Source organism: Acidovorax sp. GW823-FHT01C06, from assembly GCF_058798375.1.
On the sequence record NZ_JBXAKN010000001.1, the window covers coordinates 625449 to 652160 of the forward strand.

Below are 26712 nucleotides of genomic sequence, written 5' to 3' on the forward strand. Positions count from 1 at the left end.
CCTCCTACCGACCTTCACGTCCGCCGCCGCCCAGGCCGCGCAGCACCGCCATGGCAACACCGCGCAAGCATCCCAAGAAGAGCGACCGACGCCGCCAGTTGCGCGCCGAGGTCCGGACGCGCGCTGCGCGGGGCTGGGCGGGGTCGGACGGACCCGTGACCGTGCCCGAGCAACAGTTCCTGCGGTCCTGCGCCGTGGCCTTGCTGGCGGGCACGGTCGCATTGCATGCGCTGGGCGCGCTCATCTATGGCCAGCTGTCCATCTTTGTGCTGGAAGGCTTTGCCGACCTGCGCGGCCGCGTCGCCGTGTGCGCGGCGGTGGCCGAGGCCGCACTGGTGGCAGGCCTGGCACTGCACCTGATCGACGGCCACAGGCGGGGCAGGACGACCGCCGCGTGGTCGCACCGCCTGCTGGTGTGGCGTGCCAGCGCCTACATCCTGTTCGCCGTGCTGGTGCCGGTGACCTTTGTGCTGTGGATGGTGGACAGGCCGCGCTTCTCCATGGACCTGCCTGCGCAGCGCTGGCCGGGGCTGGCCGCGCAATCGGAATGGCTGTTGGCGCCCTTGCCCTGGGCCTGGCATTGGCTGCTGCCGGTGGCCAGCGACCGCCTGCAGGCCTGGCTGGTGGCCGGTGCGGTGCTGGCCGGTTGCCTGGGTGTGTGGTGCACGGCAGGCTCCACCAAGCGATGGCGCACCGGGTACGCCTTCTATGGCCTGGCGCTGGTGCTGACCGGCTTCTGGGCCCTGGGAGGCGCCGTGTACCACTACACCGCCGGGCGGGGCTTGATTGCCGTGCAGGAAGCGGCCATGGTCGCCCTGCTGCAGGCGCGGCCTGGCTGGTACAACGCCGACACCCTGCTGTGGTTGCTGAGCGCCGGCTCGTTCACCCTCGCCGGTGTGCTGTTCATTGCGGGTGCGGCGTACATTCCGGCCGCAGCGCTGGCCCGCACGTGGTCGCATTAGCCACGACAGGAACAGAAGCAACAACGACCGGCGGGCTGTCAGGCGCCGTGGCCTCGAGCGCAGGCACCAGCAACGCCTTCAGCACCCCCGCCACGATGCACGCCTGCGCCACGTAGTAGGTGCCCAGCACCCACACCTGCGACCACGGCAGGGGCTGCACGAAGCGGTGGGTGGCCAGCAGGGAATCGCTGAGCATGAAGAACACCGCCCCCACCGCCACCAGCACCGACGCTCCATCGCGCAGCACGCTGGCCCGACCGATGGCCTGCGCGGCCATCAGTGCAATCACCAGCACATAGGCTGCCACCGGCCCCCGCAGCGCGGCGGGCAACCCGCCCATCCACAGAAAGGCATACATCGCCACGCCGACACCGAGCGTGCCCGCCAGCGCGCCGCGGTGCGGAAACCACCGCTGCCCGGTCTTGAACAGCGCCACATAGAACAGATGGGCCACCAGGAAGCTCACCAGTCCGGGGATGAAAAAGCCCTCGAACATCAGAAACACATCGCCCGCCAGCGACCCCGCCAGCGCGGCACCCAGCAGTGCCAGGGTTTTTGATCCAAATCTGCCCCTGTCGCTTGACTGGTAAGCGCTGGCAGCTACCAAGACAATAGCAATCACCATGGTCAGGGGCTTGAACACCCAGTGCCACTGCACGAACCCCAGCGCGCTGGTGGCCGTGGCCAGCGCGCCGCTTTGCAGCACCAGGGCCATCAACATGCCGATGCGCCCCTGCATCACCGCGCCCAGCGCCCACTGTGCGACCAACAGCGTGGCGAACCAGACGGCGTTCCTGGCCAGCGGCGCGCTGTCGGCCTGCCACAGAAAGGCCGCCACCCCCGTGAGCAGCAGCGCGAACTGCACCAGCGCGAACCACTGCACCGCGCGTGCCATCGGCGGGTGGTACAGCTGCATCTGCGCCATGCTGAATGCGGGCTTCGGAAAACGCTCTGCCACATCGGCGGGCCGCCAGCCCGGGGGCTTGAGCCACACCCGGAGCTTGTCGGCCCAGCTGCGCGCATGCCAGCTGTCGTGCGCCAGGCCCGCGTACACCTGGGCATTGGCCCACAGCGGGTCCCAGCTGTTGAGCAGGCCGCGCGTGCCGTACACGCAGCGGTCCTGGTCGTCTTCGTCCTTGAAGGTGCCGAACAGGCGGTCCCACACGATGAGGATGCCGCCGTAGTTCTTGTCGAGATAGGCGTCGTTCACCGCATGGTGCACGCGGTGGTTGCTGGGGCTGCAGAACCAGCGGTCGAACCAGCCCAGGCGCCCCACCTGCTCGGTGTGCACCCAGAACTGGTAGAGCAGGTCGATGAGCGCCACCACCGCAAACACCAGCGGCGGCACGCCCGCCAGCGCCATGGGCACATAGAAGATCCAGCCCAGCGCTGCGCCAGAGCTGGTCTGGCGCAGCGCGGTGGACAGGTTGTAGTCCTGGCTCTGGTGGTGCACGGCATGCGCCGCCCACAGCACCGCCGACTCGTGCCCCATGCGGTGCAGCCAGTAGTAGCACAGGTCGTAGAACACCAGCGCCAGCAGCCAGCCGGGCAGGCTGGTCCAGAACGCGTCGTTGCGCCACAGGGCCACGTGCTCGAACAGGGCGGTGTAGATGCCAATGCGCAGCAGCCGCGTGAACACGGCGCTCGTCTGGCTGAGCATCCCCAGGCTGATGCTGCTGACCGCGTCGGCCAGCCGGTAGGTATTGCGCCGGCGCCGGTAGCCCACCACCAGCTCGATGGCGATCAGCAGGAAGAAGACGGGGGTGGCGAGAACGATGATCTGGCTGGGGCTCATGCCGCAGCATTCTTGCCCCAATCGGACCAATGCACCTCTGGCATCAACCCTGAGTCGTGATCTTCTGATGTGATTTTTCCCTTAGCTGCCTATGCGGCAGTGAACAGCGCATCGGGTTGGGTGGGCACTGCCGCGTCTTTCTGAGCTGCCTATGCGGCAGTGAACATCTACCGCCTGATCAAGCTGCCCCAGCTGGTTTTCTGAGCTGCCTGTGCGGCAGTGAACTCGAGGCCTGCTGAATTGCTTCCGGCATTCATTTTTCTGAGCTGCCTATGCGGCAGTGAACACCTGGGCATGACGGGCGATCAAGGCGCAAAGATTTTCTGAGCTGCCTATGCGGCAGTGAACGCCGCCCCTCCCATCGCCGCTGGTGGCGGAAATTTCTGAGCTGCCTATGCGGCAGTGAACGAATGTGGCGCCTCAACTCTCCGTTGCTCATTTTTCTGAGCTGCCTATGCGGCAGTGAACGACGGCCCACCGAACGGCGTCCCGCCCCCTGTTTTCTGAGCTGCCTATGCGGCAGTGAACTTGTAGTAGCTCAGCGCGGCCTTGTATTTGATTTTCTGAGCTGCCTACGCGGCAGTGAACAGGGGGTTGTGGAGTGCAGACGTGTGCACGGCTTTCTGAGCTGCCTATGCGGCAGTGAACTCACGGCGAACGTCAATACCGTGACTGTGACTTTTCTGAGTTGCCTATGCGGCAGTGAACGATCGCAACCAGGGCGCGCCCTACGACCTGATTTTCTGAGCTGCCTATGCGGCAGTGAACGGCGGGGGTATCGAACTGACAAACAGCACAACTTTCTGAGCTGCCTGTGCGGCAGTGAACGCGACAGCGCACCGATTACCGGCATGCCCTTCTTTTCTGAGCTGCCTATGCGGCAGTGAACGCGGCGGGTCGGTGGCCGTCATTCCGGCGTACTTTCTGAGCTGCCTATGCGGCAGTGAACGACTTGATCGCCCCGGGCTGCAAAGTTCGCGCTTTCTGAGCTGCCTGTGCGGCAGTGAACCACCGTCTTCGCCCGAAGCGCCCTTTGCCATGTTTCTGAGCTGCCTATGCGGCAGTGAACTTGAGGCCGGGCAATATCGCTGGCGCCGTGACTTTCTGAGCTGCCTATGCGGCAGTGAACCCAGCGGTGAGCTGACGATCCGCGCCGCTGACTTTCTGAGCTGCCTATGCGGCAGTGAACATTTCAGAAGTGCGCCTACTGCGCGCCAAGCTTTTCTGAGCTGCCTATGCGGCAGTGAACCTTTCCGAGCGGGTGTCTATCAAGTCCGCTCTTTTCTGAGCTGCCTATGCGGCAGTGAACTTCCGAAATCCGGTAACCCATGGACGCACGGAATTTCTGAGCTGCCTATGCGGCAGTGAACGCCATGGGCGATAGGTCGCGTTCGTTCTGCTTTTTCTGAGCTGCCTATGCGGCAGTGAACTGCGGGTCATTCAGAAAACTCCCTCACAAGTTTTTCTGAGCTGCCTATGCGGCAGTGAACTATTTCTCGCTCAATCAGCTGGTGCGGGATGTTTTCTGAGCTGCCTATGCGGCAGTGAACAGCTCGCGGCGATCCGAACATCAACAACCAGATTTCTGAGCTGCCTATGCGGCAGTGAACGCAGCATCCATCGCATCTGCCGTTGCTGGCTGGTTTCTGAGCTGCCTATGCGGCAGTGAACGAATTCCTCCACGCACACCGACTTGCGCCAACTTTCTGAGCTGCCTATGCGGCAGTGAACGCCACGGGCTACCCGCCCTATGAAGTGGTGGTTTTCTGAGCTGCCTATGCGGCAGTGAACCGGGCATTCAGCGCTGCACGCTCCTCATCCGTTTTCTGAGCTGCCTATGCGGCAGTGAACGCCAGCATGTCAGCTATCTGCTGGCCTGTGACTTTCTGAGCTGCCTATGCGGCAGTGAACGAACGGCAGGCGCGGGCCATGGGATGCGATCATTTCTGAGCTGCCTATGCGGCAGTGAACAGCTTCTCGCTGTGTGACGCTCGCGGCGCTCTTTTCTGAGCTGCCTATGCGGCAGTGAACAGCACGGCCTCGCTGTTCTTCAGCACCGACATTTTCTGAGCTGCCTATGCGGCAGTGAACGCAGCCGTGGACGAGTTCACTGCTGATCTCAATTTCTGAGCTGCCTATGCGGCAGTGAACGCCTGCAGCTCGCCTATAAGCAAGCGGGCATGTTTCTGAGCTGCCTATGCGGCAGTGAACTCGCGAGGGTGGCGGGTCTTGCCTGACTTGCATTTCTGAGCTGCCTATGCGGCAGTGAACCTTCAACAAGCCCAAGAGCGCCAACCTGGGCGTTTCTGAGCTGCCTATGCGGCAGTGAACCTACTCCAGCACCCCAGCCCGCCGACCACGATTTTCTGAGCTGCCTATGCGGCAGTGAACTTTCCATTGCTCGCCGCAAGACGAGCCGCATATTTCTGAGCTGCCTATGCGGCAGTGAACGTTTCCCGAGGCCCAGTTCACCGAATGGTTGTCTTTCTGAGCTGCCTATGCGGCAGTGAACGTAAGCCCGCCCGTCTGGCCATCGTGGACGAATTTCTGAGCTGCCTATGCGGCAGTGAACGACGACTGGACACGCATCCCCGGTGTGACCGATTTCTGAGCTGCCTATGCGGCAGTGAACGGACTGGGCCGATGAGCGCTTGATCGATGTGCTTTCTGAGCTGCCTATGCGGCAGTGAACTGCATCAATTCGGCGTCCGCCTGGGTCAATCATTTCTGAGCTGCCTATGCGGCAGTGAACAGCCATGCCATCCGCAGCCGCATCCTGCAGTGGTTTCTGAGCTGCCTATGCGGCAGTGAACTGGCAGTCTAGCGCTGCAAGTAACTGATTTTTAAAGAACATTTCCCATCCAAACTAGAACACCCCAATTTCCGAGGTGTTCTGTAAGTGGTTGATTCACAAGGCTTCGCCACAAGCCTTGGAAAAAGGGTATTAAAACCAGGGCACCGTGGCTTCGTGCCCTAGGCCGTAGGCGTTGAAGCCTCCAGAAACGGGCTGTGCCTGTAGCGGCCCGTGCTCCACGCACAGGCAAAACGGTTGGCCGGTGCTGTTGCTGCGCAGTTGCACAAATGGCAAGTCCGGGCGGCGTTCTGCGCTATCGGGAATGGCGGCTGTGGCTTGTTCGGCGGTTTCTCCCTTGCGCTGCATGCGGCGGCGGCGCAAGCGGTCGGCGTTGGTTTTGAATTGGCGCCTGCGCACGGTGCGGTGCTGCACGTCGGTGGGCGCGGTGCGCAGTTCACTTACCTTTGTGTGGTCGCGCATGCCCCGGAGCCAGTCTTGCCCCATCAGGAGCTGCAGCGCATCTGGCATGCCGTGCAGGCGCAGCACTGCACCCAAGGTGCGGCGGGCCAGGGGCTGGCCCACGTGCTGTGGATAGCTCACACCGATGTCGGTGGTCTGCCCCTGCACCAGCGCCCGGTGCAGCTTGGCCACCAGCGCGCCCAGCAGGTGCGCGTGACTGAATTCCGGGTCGGGCAGCAGGGTGATGTCGATGTAGTGCGTGGTCATGGCGCCTCGCGCATCAGCTGGCGTCGCCAAACACACCGCCACGGATCAGCACGGCCATCACAAAGTGTTGCTGCTCTGCGGGCGGCACTTGGTCTTTCAGCAGCCAGTTATCCAGCAGGGTGTAGAAGTCCAGCTTCTGCTTGGGTTGGCGGTAGGCCTTGCCCTGGGTGGTGACAGAGCCGTAGGGCTCCACCGCGATGGGGCCGAGTTCTTCGGCACCTTCGTACCAGGTGTCGACGGTGCGGATGGCGTTGCCGATTTTTTGCGAATGGATGGCGGCGACGCCGTCCACGTGATAGAGCGTCTTGCTCTTGCCCGCGCTGCCCTTGTCCAGAATCAGCTCTTGCGATGGGAACACCTCTTGCCCCGCGCCCTGCCGCACAAAAGCCGTTACCCGCAGCAGCACATGGGCCGATCCTGCCAGCCCGGCCGCAATGGCCTGGCCCAGTTCTTCGAGTTCTTTTGCTTCTGTATTGATAGCGTCTACCGACCGTGTATTAAGCGCCAGGGCATCAAAAGGCCATGTTGTTGCAGCTTGGCCGTCCTGCATCTGCTCCACGGTCACGTCCACCTGTTCCGCCCCCGCGCGGTTGCGCCACAAGAAGCGGCCATTGGCCAGGTTGGCCGCGTAGCGCCGGGCCAGTTCGCCAAAGCCGTGCTGCTGCACATAGCCTTGCACCGTGGCCAGCAGCTTGGTCTGGTAGGCCGCGCTGTTGCAGGCCGATGGTGTGCCCGCACCGCCCAGCACGCGCAGCGTGAACTGCACCTTGAGCGTGTCGGCCTCAGCGGGCAGGGCGGCCACGTCTACGGTTTGCAGGTTGGGGTTCTCGATGGCGGCATCGAGCTTGGCGGGGTCCTGGTCTTTGGCCTTGAGGCGGTTGCTGATGGTGCCGCGCACGGACTTCTCGCGGATCACTACGGGCTGCCAGGCGTGCGACTGGGCGCGGTCTTCCCAACGGCCGGCGTGGAACACGGCGTCGGAAGGGTCCAGTTTGCGTTCAAAAGCCAGGACGGAAGCGGTGGTGAGTTTGATGTCGGTCATGGTGTCAATCCTTCAAAAATGGGGTGTCTGTTGCGTGTGAACGAGCGGTGCTTCCGGCTCAGGTGTAGTCGTAGGCCTCGGCGTCGTCCCAGTCATCGAGCGTGTCGACTTGGCTATGGACGTTTGTGGTTGCGTCGGCCTCTGGCGCGGGCTGATAGCCATTGCGGCAGCGGTACAGACCCTGGGCCTCATCGGTTTCGGCATGCCACAGCAATTGGCCCAGGTGGGTAAGGCGGTGCGGGCTGATCCATTCACTCAGCGCATAGACCGACTCCACAAACCGCAGCGGCACCGTGGCGTCGCGCGCATTGCGCACCGTGCCTGCGGCATGGGCCTGCGGGGTAAGGGCGGCATAGCCCACCGGGATGGGCACCACCCAGCCGCTGCCCTTTTTGCGCAGCGGATCGCCCCAGGTCACCTTGCCATCGGGTGCTGATGCACCGTCGGCGCTGGGCAATGGCTGGTGGTTGAAGCGGGCCGCATGCAGCCAGGCGTCCAGCAGCGTGGCGTCGGGCTGGGTGGTACGCAGGTGCTTCAGGCGTTGGGCCAGCAGGTCGTCGCGCCCCACCAAGGCAAAGCCAGGCAGCCATTGCCGACGCCATTTGCGAAACTCGATGGCAGCGGCCTCGGGGTCTTCGGGCACGATGGCCATCCATGGCCGCACCCGCTTGCCCGGCATGGGGCGAGATGGCAGCACACTTCCGCCCGCGACGCGCATGCCGGCAAGGATGTCGCCTGCCTTCTTTGCCCAGTCAGCCAGTTGCGTGTCGCTGCCTTGCACCAGCGTTGCGGGTGTGCCGGGCACGGGCTTTTCCGACACGGCCAGCACCAGCGTGATCTGCAGGTGCATGCGTCCTTCTTCCACGATGGCCGCCGTGCTGCCGTCTTTGTCTACGGGGTTGCGCGTCAGGTTAAAGCTGCGCACGTAGCCCTGCGTGACCTGCTCCTGGTGGTGGTGGCAAACCACGCCAACGCCGTGCAACTGCAGCGGTACACCGGCCTGCGCCAGTTTGCGCTCCAGCACCCACATCACGCCAGTAAATGCCGTGATGGACGGGAAGCCGTGCGTGAGCGGGCTGGCAATGGCGTTGGCGTTTTGGATGCGCAGGTGGGGCAGGACGAGGATGGCTTGGGGTTGCTGTTGGCTCATGGGTTCTCCTCCCGCAGTGCCACCAGTTCCGCATGTGTTTTGCGGATGGGGATGTAGTGCGGCGCATCCAGCTTGTCGCGCAGCTCGCGCAACTGCTGCTTGAAGCCATCTTCATCGGTCAGCAGCACTTTCTTCCACTCGCGTGCTTCGGCATCGCCCATGGGCAGCTTGCCGCGCAGTTGCGCGTTGAGCCAGTTGCCGAAGGCTTTGCCGATGGCTGCAGGCCAATCCATGTACAACCAGTCATGTGCAAATTGGGCCTCTTCGGGTATCTCTGCGCGCAGTGGGTCCAGCCAAAGCGTCTCTGCGTAATCGAGCTTTTCAAAGCGCTCGTCATCGCGGCTCCACCCCGGCGGCAGGATTTGCTGCAGCTCAGCGGCCAGCGACACCAGTTCGTCCACCAGCGAGTCCAGCAACTCCTCGCGCCGCTCACGGGTCGCCAGGTTGGCGTCGGGGTCGGATTCCAAGAAAACCCGCAGCGCCCGCACTGCGCGGCGTACCTCGGGGCGGGCGATGAACAGCTTGTCGAACACCGAAGATGCGTGCACCGGCAGCCGCACCGCGCTGGCCTGCCATTGCGGCGGCAGGGACGAGAGCAGGTAGTTCATGCCCCGCCGCTCGCTGTTGAGCTGGCTAATGTTCTGCGGCTTGGTGCCGCCCATGTTCTGCACGGCCAAGCCGGGGTAGTCACGGAACACACCGTCATGCGCCTTGCGCTCGCGCCGTGCTTGGCGGGCGGTCTTGTTGACTTCGCCAAAGCGGTCCTCTTGCACCTGGGCATGTACTGCATGCGCCAGCGATGTGGCGTACAGCGGGGCCAGCAGGGTGTAGTGGGCATCGTCGCAGGCGTCGGTGCTTGTCAGCCAATACAGCTGTTTAGCCAGGGTATGGCTGCTGGGGCCTTCGGCGCGGGGCTCGGTCAGTGAAACGAAAGCATCGCGCAGCGCCTGGGCTTGCGTCGGGTCGGCATGCAGGGCAGCCAGCGCGTCTCCATCGTGTGCCAGCAGGGCGGTGAGCAAGCTGCGCCCGTTCACTTCCAGCTTGAGCAGTTTGTACACATCCAGCGCCGCCGCGTTGCCCACCACATCCCCCACAAAGCGCATACCTAACGCGTGGCTGCCCAGCTCGACCAGCGAGGGCAGGGTGCGGGGCTCCACATAGAGGTTGGTGCCCCGCGCATCGGGGTGGATGGGTTTGAGGGAGTGGGTGACGGCCTGGATTTGCGGCACGCGGCGTGCGGCATCTTCCAGCCATGCGGTGAGTTGATGCTGTGCAATCAGCTCTGCGCGTTTGCCTTCTTCGTCGGTATTGAGCTTTTCCAGCTTGCTACTTAGCCGTTCTTGTAGAAAGGCATGGATTGCATCGCGGTAGTTGCCGAATGTGGGCGGTGCTTCATTCGTTGGCATGCCTTGGCTCTCCTGGTGGGTTGTGTCTTCGGTGCCTCACTGTCATCAAGACGCCTCCTTTTTGTTGAAACCTAGTTGTTCGTGCCACCGCCAGCCCGCCTGCGATGCAGGCAAGGTGGCGGTGGCATAGCGTTCTGCGCAGCGCTCTAGCGACAAGCCCTGCGCTTGTGCGAGTGCAACCAGTTCCTCCATCAAACCCACCTGCGGCCAGGGCGATACGCTGGATGACGCCAGTTGCGCTGCGGGCACCGGATGGCACAGGCTTTGGTGGATGGGCACGTAGAGCTTGTCGTAGCGCCGTTGCCCGTCTTGTACGCGGTGCAGGCGCAGCGTTTCTTCTTCCTCATCCGGTAGCAGGGCCACGTCGTCGCGTTGTTGTGGGTCGTAGCGAAAGCGCTGGACTTGTGGCAGCAGGCCAGTGAGCCACAGATGACCGGGATGCGCCCAATGCAGGAAGGCCGCGCGCTCTGGGGCGGTGGTGTATTTGCTGGCCGCAGAGCGTTGCAACATGGCATCTCGCATGCGCTCGTGTTCCAGGTCGGCCCAATGGCGGCGGGGGTGGTATTGCGCGCTGGCAACTTCAATGCGCGGCTGGGCATCCACCGCCCACGGTTCATCATCTTTTACTGACCGAGCCATCAGTTGGCGCAGGCTATGGCTGAGCAGGTAGAAGTTCTGCGCGGCGTCGCTCGACCCTGACGGCTGTGGGTCCATCTCAAAGCCTGGCTTGCAAAACGCCGCTTTGCTCTTGTCTTTGAAGTGCCGCAGGTTGCTGTCCAGCACTACCATGTTGACCCCACCCACTGCCCCGGGCCGGTGCCGCCGCACGCGTCCGGCCAGCTGGATGAGCGAGCGCATGGACGAGGGCTCGACCACGGCCCAGTCGTAGTCGTGGTCGCGGCCCACTTCGGTCACGGGGCTGCCCAGCACGACGAACAGGTGGTGGGGCTCGGGGTGGGCGTGGATCAGCGCGCGCAGGGCTGGGCGGTGCAGCGCGGGGTCGTGGCCCTCCTTGACACCACGGCGGTTGAGTAGGGTGTCCAGCTGTTGCTCGATGGCTGAGCGCAGCAGCTGGGGGAACTGCGAGTGGTACACGCACAGGTGAATGCGGACCTTGCCTTGCAGCTCGGGTGGTAGGGCATCGGCTGCGTGCATGCCCAGTGCCACGTCGTACAGCGGGGCGATGTTGGCCATGCGGATAAGACCCAGGCTCACGCGCTTGCCGCTGGCGTCGGTGCTGTGATTTTGGGGCTGCTGGTGTAGCTCCCACGCGTGTGCTAGCGCCAAGCGGGCAAAGTCTTTGCAGCGTTCAGCTTCGTCCAGTCTGTGCCAGTTGTCGGGCAGGGCGGCAATTTGGGCGAGACGGCGTATTTCGGCCTGCTTCAGTTTTGCCACCCGCCTGTGCACGTACTGGGTGTGCGCTTCGCGGAAGGTGGCTCCGTCCCCGCAGTCTTGTGTGGTCTGGTGGAACTCGTCGATCCATAGGCAGCACACATTGACGCTCTCGCCGGGCCGCTCACTGCGGTGCTGCTGGTACACGGCCCGCCCGGCGCGGTAGGCTAGAAACAGCCCTTCCACCAGCGCGGGCGGCAACGTGGCTGATGACAGTAACACACGGCTGCCCAGCAGGCCTGCCCAGTGCACCAGCCGGGTGAGGGCGGGCAGGTCCGCCATGTCGAAGTCGTCGGGCTCGTCCAGCACCAGGTCCCCCGTCAGCAGGCGCAGCATGGGCGCGATCTGGCGGCCACCCCGCAGGCTTTCGGTGGCGGGGGTGAGGTGGTCCACCGTGCAGGCCAACAGCGGCGCGGCAATCAGCGCACGGGCTTTGGCATCGTCCGTCAGGCGCTGCAGCAGCGGGTGCTGGTCGTTGCCTTCGTAGAGCACGGTGCCCGCTTCGTCGAGCAAGTCCTGGCGCGATGCCGAACCCGTGGCTTCGGCTTGCTGCTCCCAGTATTCAAACAAGGCCCGGCTGGCGGCGCCGCCGACCTGGATGGCGAGTTGTTCTTCGCCCAGGCCCAGGTCGTTTTGGAAGCTGCGCCCCGTTTGCAGCGTGAGTGTGCGCAGTCCGATGGCAAACGCGCAGCGCATTCCGGTGGCAGGGTCGGCCAGCGCGTTCATGATGCGCGCATTGCACAGCGTCTTGCCACAGCCGGTGGACGCCATGTTGACGATGAAGGCTCCCTGGCGCGCTGCATGGACACGCACGCCGGTGGCCAGGTCGGCCGCCTTGTCCTGCCAGGCAAAGCGCGGGTCGGTGCTGCGTCTTTTGAGGGGCTTGTGGTTCTTGAGCGCGGGCAGGCTGTGCGTGAGGCTGGGCAGGGAGCGTGCCACCAACGTGGCGTGGGCTTGCACGCCCAGCAGGTGTTCATCCAGGGTTTGGTTGAAAAGTGGGTTCTGGCGCTTTCCACTCAAGCGCTGGAAGCCGTCATTTTGATAGTTGCTGCTGAGGGTGTTGGCATACAGCGGATAGCCTTCGTTGAGGTAGGGCGTCCGTGCGGCTTTGTCGGTGAGGCTGGAGTAGTGGTGGTCGGCCAGCATCAGGCACAGGCGCGAGACATGCATGACAAACGGGTCGTGCAGTGCGAGGGGTTGGGTGAGGGCTTGCGACAACACCAGCAGCTTGCGGGCATACCGGGAGGCCTGTTTGCGCCACGCGGTGGTGGTGACTGGCAGACCATGGGGGACGTGCCAGTGGGCTTGCACGGTGGCGTGGTCGGAATGCTCGCGAGGTTCATTCCAGTCGGCACTGATGCGGGCCAGCACATCATCCAGTTGGTTGGAGTTGATGAAGCTCGGATGCGCGCCAAAGCGCCGGTGCTCTGCGTGGGGGGTGTTGCGATCTTCATCGCAGCTGCCATTGGGTTGCTTGACAGGCAGGCAGGGCAAACGGTGGTGGGTGAGCACCAGCCAGGCCACGGCCTGGGCCAGGGGCGGCAGTTGGGCAAAGGGCGGGTGCTGCGTGGCGCGGGGCTCGTCCAGACCGTCGCGCAGCAAGCGCCCGCCTGGGTGATCCAGCCACAGCGCTTCAAAGGCTTGGGTATCTGTTTCCGCGTCGGCGCAAGCCGCCAGCCGCTGTAGCCAGCTGGCATCGTCGCCTTGGCCCACAAATGCCTGGAATAGCCGCACCGACACCCATTCGTGCCGGTAGTGGTTGCGTTGAGGTACCCCTAGGCTTCGCAGCCGGTCCTGAAAAGCCTGCGTCGCTTTCCCCAGGTCGTGCAGCAAAGCCGCCAAAGCGGCCAAGGAAGTCACCAGCGGCAGATGGTGCCAGGTGTTTTCGTCGCTGGCGCGCAGCACATTGCTGGCTGTAGTGTTGGTGGGGGTTGTACCTTCCGCGTTGAACTGTTGGTTGTCACCCACGACCCACAGCATTTCGCTGTGGTCTTTGCCATGAATCCAGTGGCAGGCCACGGCGGTGTTTTTGCGCGCTGTCTTTCGCAACAACTTGCGAACCGTATCCAGCCCGGCTGCAGTGATAGGGGTCTGCCATGAGCGCTCGCCACGCCGCTCGGCGAACTGGTCAAGGATGCGGCGCGTTTCTGTCAGTGCGCGCTTGCTGCACTGCGAAATAAACAGCACATTCATGGCCGGATATCTTGGGCGGCATGCCGTGCCGTTGTGGTGGCAATGGCCTTGAGCGTATCCACCATGAAATCCAGCGATTCGCTGCGCGTGAGTGCTTCAATACAACGGCGCCGGAACTGCTGCTCATCGTCCCCCTGCATGGCGGACAGAAATGCCTGGGGCAAGATGGTTGCGTCTTTCACGAGATCTGCGGCATCAAACACCAATCCGCCCCGCCGTGTCTTGCCATGCAGCACTGCCAGACCGTGTGGCAGACCCAGCACCCAGGTGGCTGTAGCACCCAGGCCATAGGCTAGATAGTTGCCGTGGTCCAGAAACCGATTCGCCACATCGGTGCCGCCGCCGCGTTTGGCGCGGACAAAGTCGCCATAGCCAGTGGCGTCCACGGCCAGCTTGAACAGCGACTTGGTCAAGCTGGCTTCATCGGTGAGCAGGACGGTCACATCTGGCGCCTTCGCAATGCGCTGGGTGAATTGTTCCACCAGAGTGTCAAGGCGCTGCGCATCCACTGCGAATCCAGCATCGCGCAGCACACGCGTGGTCCATTGCTCCCGCAGACGTTTCAGGCGCTGTGTTTGCAATGATTTGGCGGCCATCAGGCGCAGATCGTCGTCGAACCAAAAACGGACCCAGGCCTGCAAGTACTCAGTAGAGCGGTATTCGGATTGGGGGGTGAACCACGCTACCTCTACGTCGATCTCATTGGCGCTGAACAGGGGTGTTCCTCCACCGCCTGCGAATCCCACCAGCACCCCGGCCTTGGCCAACTCGCGCATCGCCGCTTGTGTGACGGACGTGCCCGTACCCAGCAAAATGCTGGTGGTATTGGCGATAGGGATGTTCCAGTAGAGGCTGCGTTTACCCGAGTCGGTGACATATTCAACCCGGCCTCCATTGACCAAGACCCGGCAGTGTTCGAGGTAGTAGAGGTTGGCCCGTTGGGAATGCAGGATCGTTTTGAGGTCAGACGATGCAATGGTCTCCATGGCATCAGTGTTGCCCAAAACAGGAGACAGATCACTCTATTTTTTGTGCCGCGATGGTTTTGCGCTGCGTTGGTGCCGTGCATTGCTTCAGGTCAACGCGCCTCTGGCATCAACCCTGATGATGCGCTCGACCACGCCCGCGGCCAGGCCGCCGCGCACCCCGGTCATGAAGTCGTGCAGGTTCACCGTGGGGTCGCAGTGCCCCGGGATGAGCCACAGCATGCGGCCCAGCGCGGGCAGGCGGGCCTTGGGGCCATCGGCGTGGAGCACGCCGTGTTCGTCGCCTCCATTGGAAAAGCGCAGCGCGCGGTCCGGGGGCAGCAGGGCCACGGTGGGCAGGCCGGAGTCGATGGCGTGGCTCTTGTGGCCCGCGTCGCACACCGCATGGGTGTCGCGCACCGATACCACCTGGGTCTTGATGAAAAGCGCGTGCTCGAACGGGGGCTGCGCGGGTTCGCGTTCGTTGCGCGCGTAGTCGGCGTCCATGAACAGGAAGGATCCCGCCTGAAGCTCGCCGAACACCCCGCTGGCCGCCTCGTGCACCAGCGTGCCGGTGCCCGAGCCCGTGACCAGCGGCACGGGCACGCCGGCGGCCTCGATCAGCTGGCGCGTGTGTTCCGCGGCGCGCACCACGGCGGCGATGGCCTCCCTGCGGCCCACCGTGCTGGCCAGGTGCTGGGCACGTCCGTGGTAGGCCTGCAGCCCCGCAAAACGCAGGCGGGGGCTGCGCGCCACGGCCAGTGCCAGCGGCACGGCGGCCTCGCCCGGCGGCACGCCGCAGCGGCCCTGGCCGACGTCGATCTCGACCAGCACGTCGATGCCCGCGTCGCTGCCGGATTGCGCCATCGCCTCGTTCAGGCGTTCGATGCCCTCCAGGTGATCCACCGCCAGGCCCAGGCGGCCCCCCCGTGCCGCCAGCAGGGCCGCCAGCCGTGCCACGCGGTGCAGCTTGGGCATGGCGATGACCTGGTTGGTGATGGTGATGTCGTCCACGCCGCCCGCCGCCAGGGCCTCGGCCTCGGCGACCTTCTGCACGCACGCCCCCTGGGCGCCCGCGCGCTGCAGCTGCAGCGCGAGTTCGGCGCTCTTGTGCAGCTTGGCATGGGGGCGCCAGCGCACCTGGTGCTTGCGCGCGAAGTCGGCCATCCGCTGGATGTTGCGGTCCATGGCGTCCAGGTCGATGACGAGGGAAGGGGTATCGATCAGGTCCACCCGCAGGCCGACGGTGGCCTGGAGGGCGTCAGGAATGGGTTTCATCGCGCGCTGCGTTGTCCAGGTGCTGGGTGTCGGCCCAACCCACGAGGGTCAGGCCATCCGGGGTCCACAGCAGCCGGTTGATGGCCGCGTTGGAGAGTTGCCAGGTGCGCGGCGCCTGGATGTCCTGGCGGGTGGCCAGGCGGTACAGCACGTCCAGCACACCGCCGTGCGCCACCATCACCACCTGCTCGCCCACATGCTGCTGGGCCAGGGCCGTCACGGTGCGCTCGATGCGCTCGCGCAGCGCCACCAGCGATTCGCCGCCCTCGGGCGTGTAGTGCGGATCGCGCTTGCGCCAGCGCAGGGCATCTTCGGGCAGCTCGGCCTCAATCTGCGCGAAGGTGCGCCCCTGGAAATGCCCGAAACTGCGCTCGCGCAGGCCGGGCTCCGCCGTGAGGGGCGCACCGGTGGCGCGGGCCACGGCCTGGGCCGTGGCGTGGGCGCGCTGCAGGTCGCTGGTATAGATGGCGGCGATCGGCTCGCCCGCCAGGGCGCGGGCGACCTGGTCGGCCTGCCACAGGCCGGTGTCGTTGAGGGGGATGTCCAGGTGGCCCTGGATGCGGGTGTCCACATTCCAGGCGGTTTCGCCGTGGCGGATGGCGACGATGCGGGTGGCGTGCATGCAGGTGGCGGTGTGTGTGGGCGGGCGGGCGGAAATGAAACAGTGTTTGGTGAGCGTTCTTCAGGGCGCGGGCGGCGCCAGCGGCAGCCGCACCTGGCGTACCCCGCCGGGCGGCTTGGGGAATCCGCTGAGTGCGGCATCGAACAGCACGCCATAGACGGCCGGGTCGCTCACCCACACGTCCTCGTGCACGGCGGAGGTCTCGTACACCACGGCCTGCGTGGCCGCGTCGCGCAGCACGATGCTGACCGCGCGGCGGTGCAGGGGCGTGGGTTCGCTGAACCGCCAGGCGCCCTGCATGCCCCAGCCCCGGCCGTACCAGCCGCCAAAACCCCAGGGATAGGGGCCGTAGGGGCCGTACGGACGGAAGGGGTCGTGGCGCGGCACGGCGTCGGCGTGGGCGCCGATCTGCACGAGCAGCCGGGGGGCGGTCTCGTCGCGCTGCAGGCCCGCGCGCGCCAGCGCCTGGTCAGCCAGGGTGGCGATCGGGTCGAACGACGGCGTCTGCTGCGATGGCAGGCGCTCGATGCGGTAGGTGGCGGGCGTGGGCAGGGCCGCCAGGGTGGAAAAGCTCTGCACCTGGCCCTCGACGATCCGGGGGGCGCTGCTGCAGCCCATCAGGGCGGCCGCGGCCGCATGCAGGAACAGGGTGGAAATCCATCGGCGCGTCATGGTGAAGCCTCCTGGGCGGAAGGAAAAGAGATTCCCGTCAGAGTGCTGCGGCACCCGGGAGGTTCACGATAGCTGGACCACCTGCACACCCGGCAGCGAGGGCGACGGCGCCGAGAACTCCTCCTTGTCGAAGGCCTTGTCGCCGTCCTCGTTCGCCACGCCCGTGGCCTTGGCATTCTTGAAGTCGTACAGGCCGCCGTCGAGCAGGTGCGAGGGCACCACGTTCTGCAGGGCGTTGAACATGTTCTCCACGCGGCCGGGGAATTTTTTCTCCCACTCGCGCAGCATCTCGCCCACCTGCTTGCGCTGCAGGTTCTCCTGGCTGCCGCACAGGTTGCAGGGGATGATGGGGAAGTCGCGGTGCGCGGCCCAGCGCGCGGTGTCCTTCTCGGCCACATAGGCCAGCGGGCGGATCACCACGTGCCTGCCGTCGTCGCTCACCAGCTTGGGGGGCATGCTCTTCATCTTGCCGCCAAAGAACATGTTGAGCAGCAGGGTCTGCAGGATGTCGTCGCGGTGGTGGCCCAGCGCGATCTTGGTGCAGCCCAGCTCGTCGGCCACGCGGTACAGGATGCCCCGGCGCAGGCGGCTGCACAGGCTGCAGGTGGTCTTGCCCTCGGGGATCAGGCGCTTGACGATGCTGTACGTGTCCTCGTTCTCGATGTGGAACGGCACGCCGGTGCTCCGGAGGTACTCGGGCAGCACGTGCTCGGGAAAGCCGGGCTGCTTCTGGTCGAGGTTGACGGCCACCAGGTCGAAGTGGATGGGCGCCCGCGCCTTGAGCTTGAGCAGGATGTCGAGCAGGGCATAGCTGTCCTTGCCGCCGGACATGCAGACCATCACCTTGTCGCCTTCCTCGATCATGTTGAAGTCGACGATGGCCTTGCCGACCTCGCGGCACAGGCGCTTCTCGAGCTTGTGCGTTTCGCGCTCGATTTTGAGAACACCAGGTGAGTGTTCAGCGTCAGTATGGGAAGTGAGCGTCGGCATGAGAATGTCCATATTTTCAGGGTTCAAGGAAATGGCACAAGTCTTTCTTGAATCAATTTGTGAGTCCATGCCATCTCAGTAGACCTGCAGCCAAATCCCTTTCCGATTTTGGGAGCAGCGCCCGTTGGCGATTGATCTCGTCGATGACCTCGCTGTATTGGCCTCCAGGCGGGGCAGTGCCATGCCAGCGGGTTCGGTCGCCATCCATTTGAATCTTGAAGGGTTCTTTATATCCCCGAATTCTCACCAACAATCGGTCGCGCTCCATGCCTTGAACATGAATGATGTACTTTGGCTCTCTCATCGCTCCCAGGAATCGGCCATCGAAATCACTTGTGCATGAATCCAATCCCAGGGTTGAAAGCAACGATGGGATAAAGTCCTTTTGCTGCCAGGATCCTTGAATGGTTCCGAGGCCTTTGTGTTTCGCACTAATAATGATTGCAGGAACGCGTGCATGGGCATCCGGGCCAATTGATTCCGTTTCGCCCGGTCGCCGAGCGGTCATGCTCCTGTGGTCGCCCGTAATGACAAGAGTGCCATCCTTGAAGTATCCCCGGTCTTCAAGTGAATGGATGAATTTGGACAATTCCCTGTCCGCATAGCGAAAGGCTGCCTCTTCTCCTCGATCTTCGGATCCGGGGATGACAAAAGGAGGATGGGTCGTCGTGGTCTGGATAACAGAAAAGAATACGCTGTTATCCCGCTCCTTGTCATACCATTGCAGGTACCGTTGATAGAGCGCGGCATCCCCCGGCTCGTTGAATGAGCCTCTGACCATTCCATTGTAGTAAGGGTTCTCCGGGCCTTCCACATAGGGGAATTTTATTTTTCGAAGCCAATTGCCGGTGTTGAGGAATCCTTGGTCCGCAGACCGGAAGTAGTTGACCGGGATTTTTTCTTGCAAGATCCTCTCGATCGGATCCTGTTCTGATCGTTCGTACCCCAGGTACGCATTTGTGCTGCTGTAGCGATTGATGTTGGGCAAAGGTACCTTGCCGGTCAATAAGGCAATGAGGCCGCCGTCCGTGGTGAATCCATTTGCATAGAAATTGCCGATATGACTGTATTTTTTGGTTATTTCGTCGAGTTCGGGCGTGTAGTCGTTGATCCCGGATAGGTACTTGCTCTGGTATACGGAAAGAGACTCCACCACCAGCAGAATCAAAGGCTGTGAGCGGTGATCTGAAGGCGTGCAGACGCTCGGGGGTTTTTTCTTTTTCTCGAGGCTGGACAGGAAATCTTCAGAAAAAGGGGTGTCAATGCCATCCGGCAAATTATTCGTCACCACGTCCTTGTAGAGATTGGACGATACATGGTTGTAGTCCTCTGGCAGGAAGCGCAAGGCAAAAAAAGCGGGGGCGGCGGCGATCAGTACGATCCCCAAGGTTCTGCTGGTTTTCTTTCTCAATGCCATGCTGAGGAAAATGGCAGTGGATAGAAAGAACAGGCCTATTAGAAAAAACCCCGACGGTGAGAATATCTTGGGCCCCGCAACAGTGCCATTGAGCTTTACCTCGCCAGAGTATCTGATGATGTCAGGGATGTTGAGCCGATGGTGTAGGAGCAAAAACACGAACAAATCGACGCAATAGATGGCGATCATGAATACGCCAATGCCTGACAATGCGTATTTCAGATATCTTGGGGATAACTGTGTTATTCCAATGAGGCCAATCAGAAAACCGAATATCCCCGCGTCATAGGTGGGGACAATCAGATTGAAGCAGTTGCTGCTGCAGTCTGTGTAGTTGATGACGGATTTGTTTACGGATTCAAATCGCAGCCATATGAGGCAGACGAATGCTATGGTAAATAAAAGAAGAAGAACGTGGAGTCTTCTTCCTTTTTGAGCACGGATCATTTTCTATTTTTCCCGGAATCTGTCTGAGCTATCTGGACTTCAATGAAGTCACTTCTCACCACTGTCCTGTCTCTACGCGAATCGCCACTTCGCAGTCATCAAAAATCTCCAGCTTGGCGATCTTCACGCGCACGCCCAGCACGCCGGGCAGCTGCATGAGGCGGTGGGCCAGCTTGCCGATCAGGCTCTCGAGCAGGTTCACATGTTCGGCCCGGCATTCGTCGATGATGATCTGGCGCACCTTGCGGTAGTCCAGTACATGCAGGATGTCGTCGTCGCGCGGCGTGAGCGGCTGCACGCCCAGGCTCAGCTCGGCATCCACCTGGATGGGCTGCGGCGTCGTCTTCTCATGCGACAGGATGCCCAGGTTGGCGTCAAAGCGCAGTCCGGTGAGCGTGAGGATCTGGGTGCCAGCGGCGTTGTTCATGGATGGATGCTTTCTGCGTGAGCATGTGCTCACATCATGGAGAAGTCGCGCTCGAACTTCATCAGGTGCTGGCCGCCGTCGACCAGCAGCGTGGTGCCGGTGATCGAGCGGTTCTCCAGCGCGAATTTCACGGTCGCGGCCACATCCTCGGCCGTGGACGATCGGCCCAGCGGGCTCAGCGCATGCAGCTGCTGGAACTTTTCCTGCACCAGCATGTGGCTCGTGATCGTGAGGCCGGGCGCCACGCCGACCACGCGCACCCGCGGTGCCAGGGCCAGCGCCAGCATGGTGCCGGCGGCTTCAAGCGCCGCCTTGGACAGCGTGTAGCTCACGAAGTCGGGGTTCTGGTTCCAGAGCTTCTGGTCCAGCAGGTTGACCACGGCGCCCTGCGCGTCGGCCTCGCCCTTGGCAACGCGGTCGGCCACGTGCTGGTGCAGCGCCTGGGCCAGCAGCACGGGGGCGGCGGTGTTGCTGCGCAGGTGCTTTTCGAGCGCGGCAAAGCCAAAGGTGGCGGCGTTGTCGTGCTCGAACAGCGAGGCGCTGTTGACCACCGCATCCACGCGGCCAAAGTGCGCCACCACGCGGGGCAGCAGGCCACGCACGGCGGCCTCGTCCTCGAAATCAGCGTCAAAATGGGCGCTGGCGCATGTCAGCTGTGCGCAAGCAGCTACGGTATCGATAGCATCCTGCTTGGATGAACGGTAGTGCACCGCCACCTGCCAGCCCCCCGCCGCCAGGGCCAGCGCAATGCTGCGGCCCAGGCGCTTGGCGGCGCCTGTGACCAGAACGGTGCGTGTGGGGGCGGGGTGAGACATGTGGGGTGGGAGACAATGCGGGCCGTGACCCAAAGACCCGACAGTTTAACGACCGCCCTGCACCAGCACATTGCCCAGGCCATTGCCGCCGAGGGTGGATGGCTGGGTTTTGACCGCTTCATGGCGCTGGCCCTGTACACCCCGGGCCTGGGCTATTACGCCAACGATTCCACCAAGTTCGGCGCCATGCCCGAGTCCGGTAGCGACTTCGTCACCGCACCTGAGATGACCCCGCTGTTCGGCCAGGCGCTGGCCGTGCAGGTGGGCGAGGCCCTGGCGCAGACTGGTACCTCCGAGGTGTGGGAGTTTGGCGCGGGCTCAGGCGCGCTGGCGCTGCAACTGCTGGATGCCCTGGGCGACCAGGTGCGGCGCTACACCATCGTCGATCTGTCGGGCAGCCTGCGGGCCCGCCAGCAGGCCAAGCTGGTGGCGCATGCCGACAAGCTGCGCTGGGTGGATGCACTGCCCGACCAATTCAGCGGCGTGGTGGTGGGCAACGAAGTGCTCGATGCCATGCCCGTGCAACTGCTCGCCCGCCACGGCGGCCAGCAGAATGGGGCGTGGCACGAGCGCGGCGTGGTGGTGCAGGCTGACGGCAGCTTTGCCTGGGCCGACGTCCCCACCGGCCTGCGCCCGCCCGTCGACATCGACGGCCCGCAGGACTACCTGACCGAGATCCACGCCCAGGGCGAGGGCTTCATCCGCACGCTGGCCGACCGGCTCACGCGCGGCGCGGCCTTCCTGCTGGACTACGGTTTTGGCGAGAGCGAGTACTACCACCCCCAGCGCCACATGGGCACGGTGATGTGCCACCAGGGCCACCAGGCCGATGGCGACCCGTTGGTGGAAGTGGGGCGCAAGGACATCACCGCCCATGTCAACTTCACCGCCATGGCCCTGGCCGCGCAGGAGGCCGGGTTGAACGTGCTGGGCTACACCACGCAGGCGCACTTCCTCATCAACTGCGGGTTGCTACAAAAAATGGAGCAACTACCGCAAGCACAGCGGGCGATAGCGGCCAAATTGATCATGGAGCATGAAATGGGCGAGCTGTTCAAGGTGCTGGCCCTCGGCGCGGGCGAGGCGTGGGAGCCCGTGGGGTTCGTGCACGGGGACCGGTCGCACCGGCTGTAGTCAGGCCGCGGCGGGCCCGCGGGGCAACACCTTGCCTGCCGCGCTCCCCACCACCACGCCATCACTGCGGTCCTTCAGGCCCACGCCCGTCAGGGCCAGGCGCCGGGCCTCCTGGCACAGCCACCACAGGCGTGCTGCGGCAGCCGACGGCGCCAGCCCCTCGGCCCGCACGTTGGAGATGCAATTGCGCTCGGCATCGCTGCGGCCCACCTGCGGGTGCCAGGTGAGGTAGATGCCCAGGCTGTCGGGCGAGCTCAGGCCCGGGCGTTCGCCGATCAGCACCGCCACCAGGCGTGCGCCCAGCAGCGCGCCCACCTCGTCGCCCAGCGCCACGCGGCCCTGGGTGGCGACGACCACCGGGCCGATCCGCCAGCCCTGCGGCGCGGTGCGCACGATGGTTTCCACAAGGGGCACGGCGTTGCGCTCGACGGCCACGGACGAGAGCCCGTCGGCCACGACCACAAGCAGGTCGCAGCGTGTGTGGCCGTCTCCCAGACCACGCAGCCGCTCCGCATCCGCATCGCCAAGCCGCCGGCCGAGGTCGGGCCGCAGCAGGTAGGTGGCGCGGTCGGGCGCGGCGCTGGCCACCTGCAGCGTGCTGCAGCCCAGCGCCCTGATTTGTGCCGCCAGCGCCTCCGCGCCGAGCTGCAGGTGCACGGCATCGCGCGCCTGCGCGTGGGCCAGGCCAAAACGGAGCAGCTCGCGCGTGGGGACGGCCGTGCCCGCGCGGCCCAGCGCCAGCCGCGCGGCGGTGTGGGCGCGCAGGTCATCCCAGGGGTCGGGCAGAGGGCCGGTGATAGGGGCTGACTCGCTCATCTCCGCATCCCGATCTGCCGCAGTTGCGCAATGGCGGCCTGCTGCTGTGCGGCAGGCAGCAGCCGGCCCGCGCCATCGGCCAGGTGCATGTGCTGCAGCCAGGCCTCGAACTCGGGCGCGCGTTGCAGACCCAGCACCTCGCGCAGGTACAGCGCGTCGTGGAAGGAAGTGCTCTGGTAGTTGAGCATGATGTCGTCCGCCCCCGGCACGCCCATGATGAAGGCCACGCCCGCCACGCCCAGCAGCGTCATCAGCGTGTCCATGTCGTCCGAGTCGGCCTCGGCATGGTTGGTGTAGCAGACGTCGCAGCCCAGCGGCACGCCCAGCAGCTTGCCGCAGAAGTGGTCTTCCAGGCCCGCGCGGATGATCTGCTTGCCGTCGTACAGGTACTCCGGGCCGATGAAGCCGACCACCGTGTTGGTGAGCAGCGGCGAGAACGCGCGCGCCACGCCGTAGGCCCGCGCCTCGCAGGTCTGCTGGTCCACGCCATGGTGGGCGTTGGCCGACAGCGCGCTGCCCTGGCCCGTCTCGAAGTACATCACGTTGTCGCCCCGGCCATCGCCAAAGTCCGTGCCGCGCTTCAGGGACAGGGCCGCCCCGCGCGCCTCGCGCAGCAGGGCCAGGTTCACGCCGAAACCCGCATTGGCCTTCTCGGTGCCCGCGATGGACTGGAACACCAGGTCCACCGGCGCACCCTGCTCGATCATCTGCACCGTGTTCGTCACGTGGGTCAGCACGCATGACTGCGTGGGAATCTGCAGCTTGGTGATGACGTCGTCCAGCATGTGCACCAGCCCCGTGAGGGCCGCGATGCTGTCCGTCGCCGGGTTGATGCCGATCACCGCGTCGCCCGCGCCGTACAGCAGGCCATCGACCATCGACGCCGCGATGCCACGCACATCGTCGGTCGGGTGGTTGGGCTGCAGGCGCACGGCCAGGTGGCCCGGCAGGCCGAGGGTGTTGCGAAAGCGCGTGACCACGCGGCAGTTGCGCGCCACGGCGATCAGGTCCTGGTTGCGCATGAGCTTGCTCACGGCGGCCGCCATCTCGGGCGTCAGGCCCGGTGCCACGGCGGTCAGGGCGGCCGGGTCTGCGGCCAATAGCCAGTCACGCAGCCCGCCCACGGTGAGGTGGGCGATGGGGGCAAAAGCCGCCGCGTCGTGCGTGTCGATGATGAGGCGCGTGACCTCATCGACCTCGTAAGGCACCAGCGCTTCGTTCAGGAAGCGCGCCAGCGGCACGTCGGCCAGGCACATGCGCGCGGCCATGCGCTCCACTGCCGAGCTGGCCGCGATGCCAGCCAGCGTGTCGCCCGAGCGCGCGGGCGTGGCCTTGGCCATCACCTCGCGCAGGTCGCAGAACGACCAGCGCTGGCCGCTGACGGTGTGGTGGTAGGTCGCAGGCATCGGCAAGGATGGAAGTGGGCCCAGTGGCGATGATGGCATGTGCGTGCCGCAGAGCGCCATAGCGGGTGGGAGCCACAGGGCACGTTAGCTGTTTTGGTTGTTAACAACTGAGAAAACCTTCGTTCCCTGAATAAGCAACGCGGCCTAGAGTGCGGACGTCGGGGCACGCCTGTCCCCATTCCCCACGAGGCTCCCATGTCGGCTGTTCCGTCATTCCCGTCCCTTTCCGCCACCGATGGCGACGCGCCACCGCAAGGCCTGGTGATCCGCTCCGTGGCGAGCGCAGCCGGCCCGCTGGGGGCCGAGGTGCTGGGCCTGGACCTGTCGCGCCCGCTGGGCCGCGAGGACTTCGCGCGCATCCACCGCGCGCACCTGGACCACCATGTGCTGGTGTTCCGCGACCAGCGCATCACGCCGCAGCAGCACATCGATTTCAGCCGCCTGTTCGGGCCGCTGCAGATCCACGTGCTCAAGAACTTCCAGCTCGCGGGCCACCCCGAGATATTGATCGTCTCCAACATCAAGGACGCTGCGGGCCAGCCCATTGGCCTGGGCGATGCGGGCCACTACTGGCATTCTGACCTGTCGTACAAGGACAAGCCCAGCCTGGGCTCGCTACTGCATGCGCAGGAGCTGCCGGGCGAAGGCGGTGACACCCTGTTCGCTGATCAGCATGCCGCCTACGATGCGCTGCCCGAAGCGTTGAAGGCGCGCATCGCGCCGCTCCAGGCCGAACACAGCTACCTGGCCAAGTACGAGGAGCTGCGCGCGCGCAGCCCCTGGCGCCCCAAGCTCACCCAGGCGCAGATCGACGAGGTGGCGCCCTCCATCCACCCCGTGGTGCGCACCCACCCCGAGACGGGCCGCAAGGCCCTGTTCGTGAGCGAGCACTTCACCACGCGCATCGTCGGCCTGCCCGAGGACGAAAGCCAGGCCCTGCTGGCCGAGCTGTTCGCCGCCAGCGTGCGCCCCGAGTTCACCTACCGCCACCCGTGGCAGCCGCACGACCTGGTGTTCTGGGACAACCGGTCTGTCATGCACCTGGCGGCGGGCACGCCAGACACCGAACGCCGCAAGCTGTACAGAACCACGATCGAAGGCGACCTGCCTTTCTGAGTTTGCTCTGTTTTTAATAGCTGTCAGCGCTTGTTGGATAAGCGCTGGGGCCATATTTTGTTTGATTTTTGATTTGAAGGACTTCCATGACCACCTCCACCCACCACCGTTTTGACCGCCGAAGCCTTGGCCGCAAGACCGCCGCGTGGCTCGCTGCCACGGGCCTGCTGCTGGCCGGCGGGTTGAGCGCCACTGCCCATGCCGCCGAAGGCCAGCTGCGCATCGCCCAGCAGTTCGGCATCGTCTACCTGCTGCTCAACGTGGCGCAGGAGAACAAGCTCATCGAGAAGCACGGCAAGGCCGCGGGCGTGGACATCAAGGTCGAGTTTTTGCAGCTGTCGGGCGGTTCGGCCGTCAATGACGCACTGCTGTCGGGCAACATCGACATCGCCGGTGCCGGCGTGGGCCCGCTGTTCACGCTGTGGGACCGCACCAAGGGCCGCCAGAACGTCAAGGGCGTGGCCTCGCTGGGCAACTTTCCCTACTACCTGGTGAGCAACAACCCGGCCGTGAAGACCATTGCCGACTTCAGCGAGAAGGACCGCATCGCGCTGCCGGCCGTGGGTGTCTCGGTGCAGTCGCGCGTGCTGCAGATGGCTTCGGCCAAGCTCTGGGGCGAGAAGGAATTCAACCGCCTGGACAAACTCCAGGTGGCGCTGCCGCACCCCGATGCGGCGGCCGCCATCATCAAGGGCGGCACCGAGATCACCGGCCACTTCGGCAACCCGCCCTTCCAGGAGCAGGAGCTGGCCGGCAACCCGAAGGCGAAGATCGTCCTCAACTCGTACGACGTGCTGGGCGGCCCGGCATCGGCCACCGTGCTCTACGCCACCGAGAAGTTCCGCGCCGAGAGCCCCAAGACCTACAAGGCCTTCGTCGATGCGCTCGACGAGGCCGCGAAGTTCGTCGCCGCCAACCCCGAGAAGGCGGCCGACATCTACCTCAAGGTGTCGGGCGGCAATACCGACCGGGGCCTGCTGCTCAAGATCATCCAGAACCCCGAGGTGCAGTTCAAGGTGCGCCCCGAAAACACGCTGGGCATGGGCCAGTTCCTGCACCGCGTGGGCGCCATCAAGAACCAGCCGACCGCGCTCAAGGACTATTTCTTCGAAGACGCGCACACGGCGTCGGGCAACTGAGAGAGTCT

General features: G+C 64.4%; 20 protein-coding genes and 1 CRISPR repeat array. Of the genes, 4 read left to right on the forward strand and 16 right to left on the reverse strand.

From position 1 onward, the window contains the following. Nucleotides 1–50 precede the first annotated feature (50 nt). Complete coding sequence (locus AC1RCS_RS02870; RefSeq protein ID WP_492246330.1) at nt 51–962, forward strand: hypothetical protein; 912 nt, start codon at nt 51–53, stop codon at nt 960–962. Here the strand turns inward: AC1RCS_RS02870 and AC1RCS_RS02875 are convergent. The 14 genes from AC1RCS_RS02875 to AC1RCS_RS02940 all read right to left on the reverse strand — a co-directional run bounded on the left by AC1RCS_RS02875 (nt 904) and on the right by AC1RCS_RS02940 (nt 21093). Further along, nucleotides 904–2757: a lysoplasmalogenase family protein gene (locus AC1RCS_RS02875; RefSeq protein WP_492246331.1), complete on the reverse strand. Its 1854-nt coding sequence runs from the start codon at nt 2755–2757 to the stop codon at nt 904–906. The two genes, AC1RCS_RS02870 and AC1RCS_RS02875, sit on opposite strands and share 59 nt — an antisense overlap. Nucleotides 2758–2834: 77 nt before the next feature. Beyond that, nucleotides 2835–5570: a CRISPR direct-repeat array (repeat unit 28 nt; unit sequence TTTCTGAGCTGCCTATGCGGCAGTGAAC). Nucleotides 5571–5701: 131 nt separating this feature from the next. Then, entirely contained in the window at nt 5702–6277 is a 576-nt protein-coding gene (gene cas6f, locus AC1RCS_RS02880) for a type I-F CRISPR-associated endoribonuclease Cas6/Csy4 (RefSeq protein ID WP_492246332.1), read from the reverse strand. 13 nt (nt 6278–6290) lie between these two features. After that, nucleotides 6291–7319: a type I-F CRISPR-associated protein Csy3 gene (csy3, locus tag AC1RCS_RS02885; protein ID WP_492246333.1), complete on the reverse strand. Its 1029-nt coding sequence runs from the start codon at nt 7317–7319 to the stop codon at nt 6291–6293. A 58-nt stretch (nt 7320–7377) separates the two neighbouring features. Continuing rightward, complete coding sequence (gene csy2, locus AC1RCS_RS02890) at nt 7378–8469, reverse strand: type I-F CRISPR-associated protein Csy2 (RefSeq protein ID WP_492246334.1); 1092 nt, start codon at nt 8467–8469, stop codon at nt 7378–7380. Beyond that, entirely contained in the window at nt 8466–9875 is a 1410-nt protein-coding gene (csy1, locus tag AC1RCS_RS02895; protein WP_492246335.1) for a type I-F CRISPR-associated protein Csy1, read from the reverse strand. The genes csy2 and csy1 overlap by 4 nt, the downstream gene beginning before the upstream one ends. A 45-nt stretch (nt 9876–9920) precedes the next feature. Next, the gene (gene cas3f / locus AC1RCS_RS02900; RefSeq protein WP_492246336.1) at nt 9921–13460 is read right to left on the reverse strand and encodes a type I-F CRISPR-associated helicase Cas3f; all 3540 of its coding nucleotides are present in this window, start codon (nt 13458–13460) and stop codon (nt 9921–9923) included. Further along, nucleotides 13457–14446, reverse strand: a complete 990-nt coding sequence (cas1f, locus tag AC1RCS_RS02905; protein ID WP_492246337.1) for a type I-F CRISPR-associated endonuclease Cas1f — start codon at nt 14444–14446, stop codon at nt 13457–13459. Before cas1f ends, cas3f begins: the two co-directional genes overlap by 4 nt. A gap of 87 nt (nt 14447–14533) precedes the next feature. Next, nucleotides 14534–15703 (reverse strand): DSD1 family PLP-dependent enzyme, encoded by a 1170-nt coding sequence (locus AC1RCS_RS02910; protein WP_218293113.1) that lies wholly within the window; start codon nt 15701–15703, stop codon nt 14534–14536. Next, the gene (locus tag AC1RCS_RS02915) at nt 15687–16325 is read right to left on the reverse strand and encodes a histidine phosphatase family protein (RefSeq protein WP_218340554.1); all 639 of its coding nucleotides are present in this window, start codon (nt 16323–16325) and stop codon (nt 15687–15689) included. The genes AC1RCS_RS02910 and AC1RCS_RS02915 overlap by 17 nt, the downstream gene beginning before the upstream one ends. Nucleotides 16326–16385: 60 nt before the next feature. Continuing rightward, a complete protein-coding gene (locus tag AC1RCS_RS02920) occupies nt 16386–16997 on the reverse strand; it encodes a DUF4136 domain-containing protein (RefSeq protein WP_492246338.1) in 612 nt (203 codons plus the stop codon). 63 nt (nt 16998–17060) lie between these two features. Then, nucleotides 17061–17987, reverse strand: coding sequence for a tRNA 2-thiocytidine(32) synthetase TtcA (ttcA, locus tag AC1RCS_RS02925; RefSeq protein WP_492246339.1), 927 nt, complete (start codon nt 17985–17987; stop codon nt 17061–17063). 52 nt (nt 17988–18039) lie between these two features. Then, nucleotides 18040–19851, reverse strand: a complete 1812-nt coding sequence (locus AC1RCS_RS02930; protein ID WP_492246340.1) for an LTA synthase family protein — start codon at nt 19849–19851, stop codon at nt 18040–18042. A 55-nt stretch (nt 19852–19906) separates the two neighbouring features. After that, the gene (locus AC1RCS_RS02935) at nt 19907–20278 is read right to left on the reverse strand and encodes a dihydroneopterin aldolase (RefSeq protein WP_218293118.1); all 372 of its coding nucleotides are present in this window, start codon (nt 20276–20278) and stop codon (nt 19907–19909) included. 29 nt (nt 20279–20307) lie between these two features. Beyond that, nucleotides 20308–21093 (reverse strand): SDR family oxidoreductase, encoded by a 786-nt coding sequence (locus AC1RCS_RS02940; protein WP_492246341.1) that lies wholly within the window; start codon nt 21091–21093, stop codon nt 20308–20310. Between the two features lie 15 nt (nt 21094–21108). On the opposite strand from AC1RCS_RS02940, the gene AC1RCS_RS02945 reads away from it, so the two are divergent. Next, on the forward strand, nt 21109–22227 hold the full coding sequence (locus tag AC1RCS_RS02945; protein WP_492246342.1) for a class I SAM-dependent methyltransferase: 1119 nt from the start codon (nt 21109–21111) through the stop codon (nt 22225–22227). Here the strand turns inward: AC1RCS_RS02945 and eutC are convergent, their stop codons facing one another. Then, on the reverse strand, nt 22228–23043 hold the full coding sequence (gene eutC, locus AC1RCS_RS02950) for an ethanolamine ammonia-lyase subunit EutC (protein ID WP_492246343.1): 816 nt from the start codon (nt 23041–23043) through the stop codon (nt 22228–22230). After that, the gene (locus AC1RCS_RS02955; protein ID WP_492246344.1) at nt 23040–24449 is read right to left on the reverse strand and encodes an ethanolamine ammonia-lyase subunit EutB; all 1410 of its coding nucleotides are present in this window, start codon (nt 24447–24449) and stop codon (nt 23040–23042) included. The genes eutC and AC1RCS_RS02955 overlap by 4 nt, the downstream gene beginning before the upstream one ends. Before the next feature lie 195 nt (nt 24450–24644). Here AC1RCS_RS02955 and AC1RCS_RS02960 point away from each other — a divergent pair, with 195 nt between their 5' ends. Continuing rightward, nucleotides 24645–25565, forward strand: a complete 921-nt coding sequence (locus AC1RCS_RS02960) for a TauD/TfdA dioxygenase family protein (RefSeq protein ID WP_492246345.1) — start codon at nt 24645–24647, stop codon at nt 25563–25565. Between the two features lie 86 nt (nt 25566–25651). Next, nucleotides 25652–26704, forward strand: a complete 1053-nt coding sequence (locus AC1RCS_RS02965; RefSeq protein ID WP_492246346.1) for an ABC transporter substrate-binding protein — start codon at nt 25652–25654, stop codon at nt 26702–26704. Nucleotides 26705–26712: the final 8 nt, after the last annotated feature.

Excerpts from the sequence above, each read along its gene's own strand:
- AC1RCS_RS02870 (WP_492246330.1), top strand. The coding sequence starts at position 51 with ATGGCAACACCGCGCAAGCATCCCAAGAAGAGCGACCGACGCCGCCAG.
- AC1RCS_RS02915 (WP_218340554.1), bottom strand. The coding sequence starts at position 16,325 with ATGCACGCCACCCGCATCGTCGCCATCCGCCACGGCGAAACCGCCTGG.
- AC1RCS_RS02935 (WP_218293118.1), bottom strand. The coding sequence starts at position 20,278 with ATGAACAACGCCGCTGGCACCCAGATCCTCACGCTCACCGGACTGCGC.
- AC1RCS_RS02920 (WP_492246338.1), bottom strand. The coding sequence starts at position 16,997 with ATGACGCGCCGATGGATTTCCACCCTGTTCCTGCATGCGGCCGCGGCC.
- csy2 (WP_492246334.1), bottom strand. The coding sequence starts at position 8,469 with ATGAGCCAACAGCAACCCCAAGCCATCCTCGTCCTGCCCCACCTGCGC.
- AC1RCS_RS02940 (WP_492246341.1), bottom strand. The coding sequence starts at position 21,093 with ATGTCTCACCCCGCCCCCACACGCACCGTTCTGGTCACAGGCGCCGCC.
- eutC (WP_492246343.1), bottom strand. The coding sequence starts at position 23,043 with ATGAGCGAGTCAGCCCCTATCACCGGCCCTCTGCCCGACCCCTGGGAT.
- AC1RCS_RS02910 (WP_218293113.1), bottom strand. The coding sequence starts at position 15,703 with ATGAAACCCATTCCTGACGCCCTCCAGGCCACCGTCGGCCTGCGGGTG.
- AC1RCS_RS02930 (WP_492246340.1), bottom strand. The coding sequence starts at position 19,851 with ATGATCCGTGCTCAAAAAGGAAGAAGACTCCACGTTCTTCTTCTTTTA.
- cas6f (WP_492246332.1), bottom strand. The coding sequence starts at position 6,277 with ATGACCACGCACTACATCGACATCACCCTGCTGCCCGACCCGGAATTC.
- csy3 (WP_492246333.1), bottom strand. The coding sequence starts at position 7,319 with ATGACCGACATCAAACTCACCACCGCTTCCGTCCTGGCTTTTGAACGC.
- csy1 (WP_492246335.1), bottom strand. The coding sequence starts at position 9,875 with ATGCCAACGAATGAAGCACCGCCCACATTCGGCAACTACCGCGATGCA.
- AC1RCS_RS02960 (WP_492246345.1), top strand. The coding sequence starts at position 24,645 with ATGTCGGCTGTTCCGTCATTCCCGTCCCTTTCCGCCACCGATGGCGAC.
- cas1f (WP_492246337.1), bottom strand. The coding sequence starts at position 14,446 with ATGGAGACCATTGCATCGTCTGACCTCAAAACGATCCTGCATTCCCAA.
- AC1RCS_RS02945 (WP_492246342.1), top strand. The coding sequence starts at position 21,109 with ATGCGGGCCGTGACCCAAAGACCCGACAGTTTAACGACCGCCCTGCAC.
- AC1RCS_RS02965 (WP_492246346.1), top strand. The coding sequence starts at position 25,652 with ATGACCACCTCCACCCACCACCGTTTTGACCGCCGAAGCCTTGGCCGC.
- ttcA (WP_492246339.1), bottom strand. The coding sequence starts at position 17,987 with ATGCCGACGCTCACTTCCCATACTGACGCTGAACACTCACCTGGTGTT.
- AC1RCS_RS02875 (WP_492246331.1), bottom strand. The coding sequence starts at position 2,757 with ATGAGCCCCAGCCAGATCATCGTTCTCGCCACCCCCGTCTTCTTCCTG.
- cas3f (WP_492246336.1), bottom strand. The coding sequence starts at position 13,460 with ATGAATGTGCTGTTTATTTCGCAGTGCAGCAAGCGCGCACTGACAGAA.
- AC1RCS_RS02955 (WP_492246344.1), bottom strand. The coding sequence starts at position 24,449 with ATGCCTGCGACCTACCACCACACCGTCAGCGGCCAGCGCTGGTCGTTC.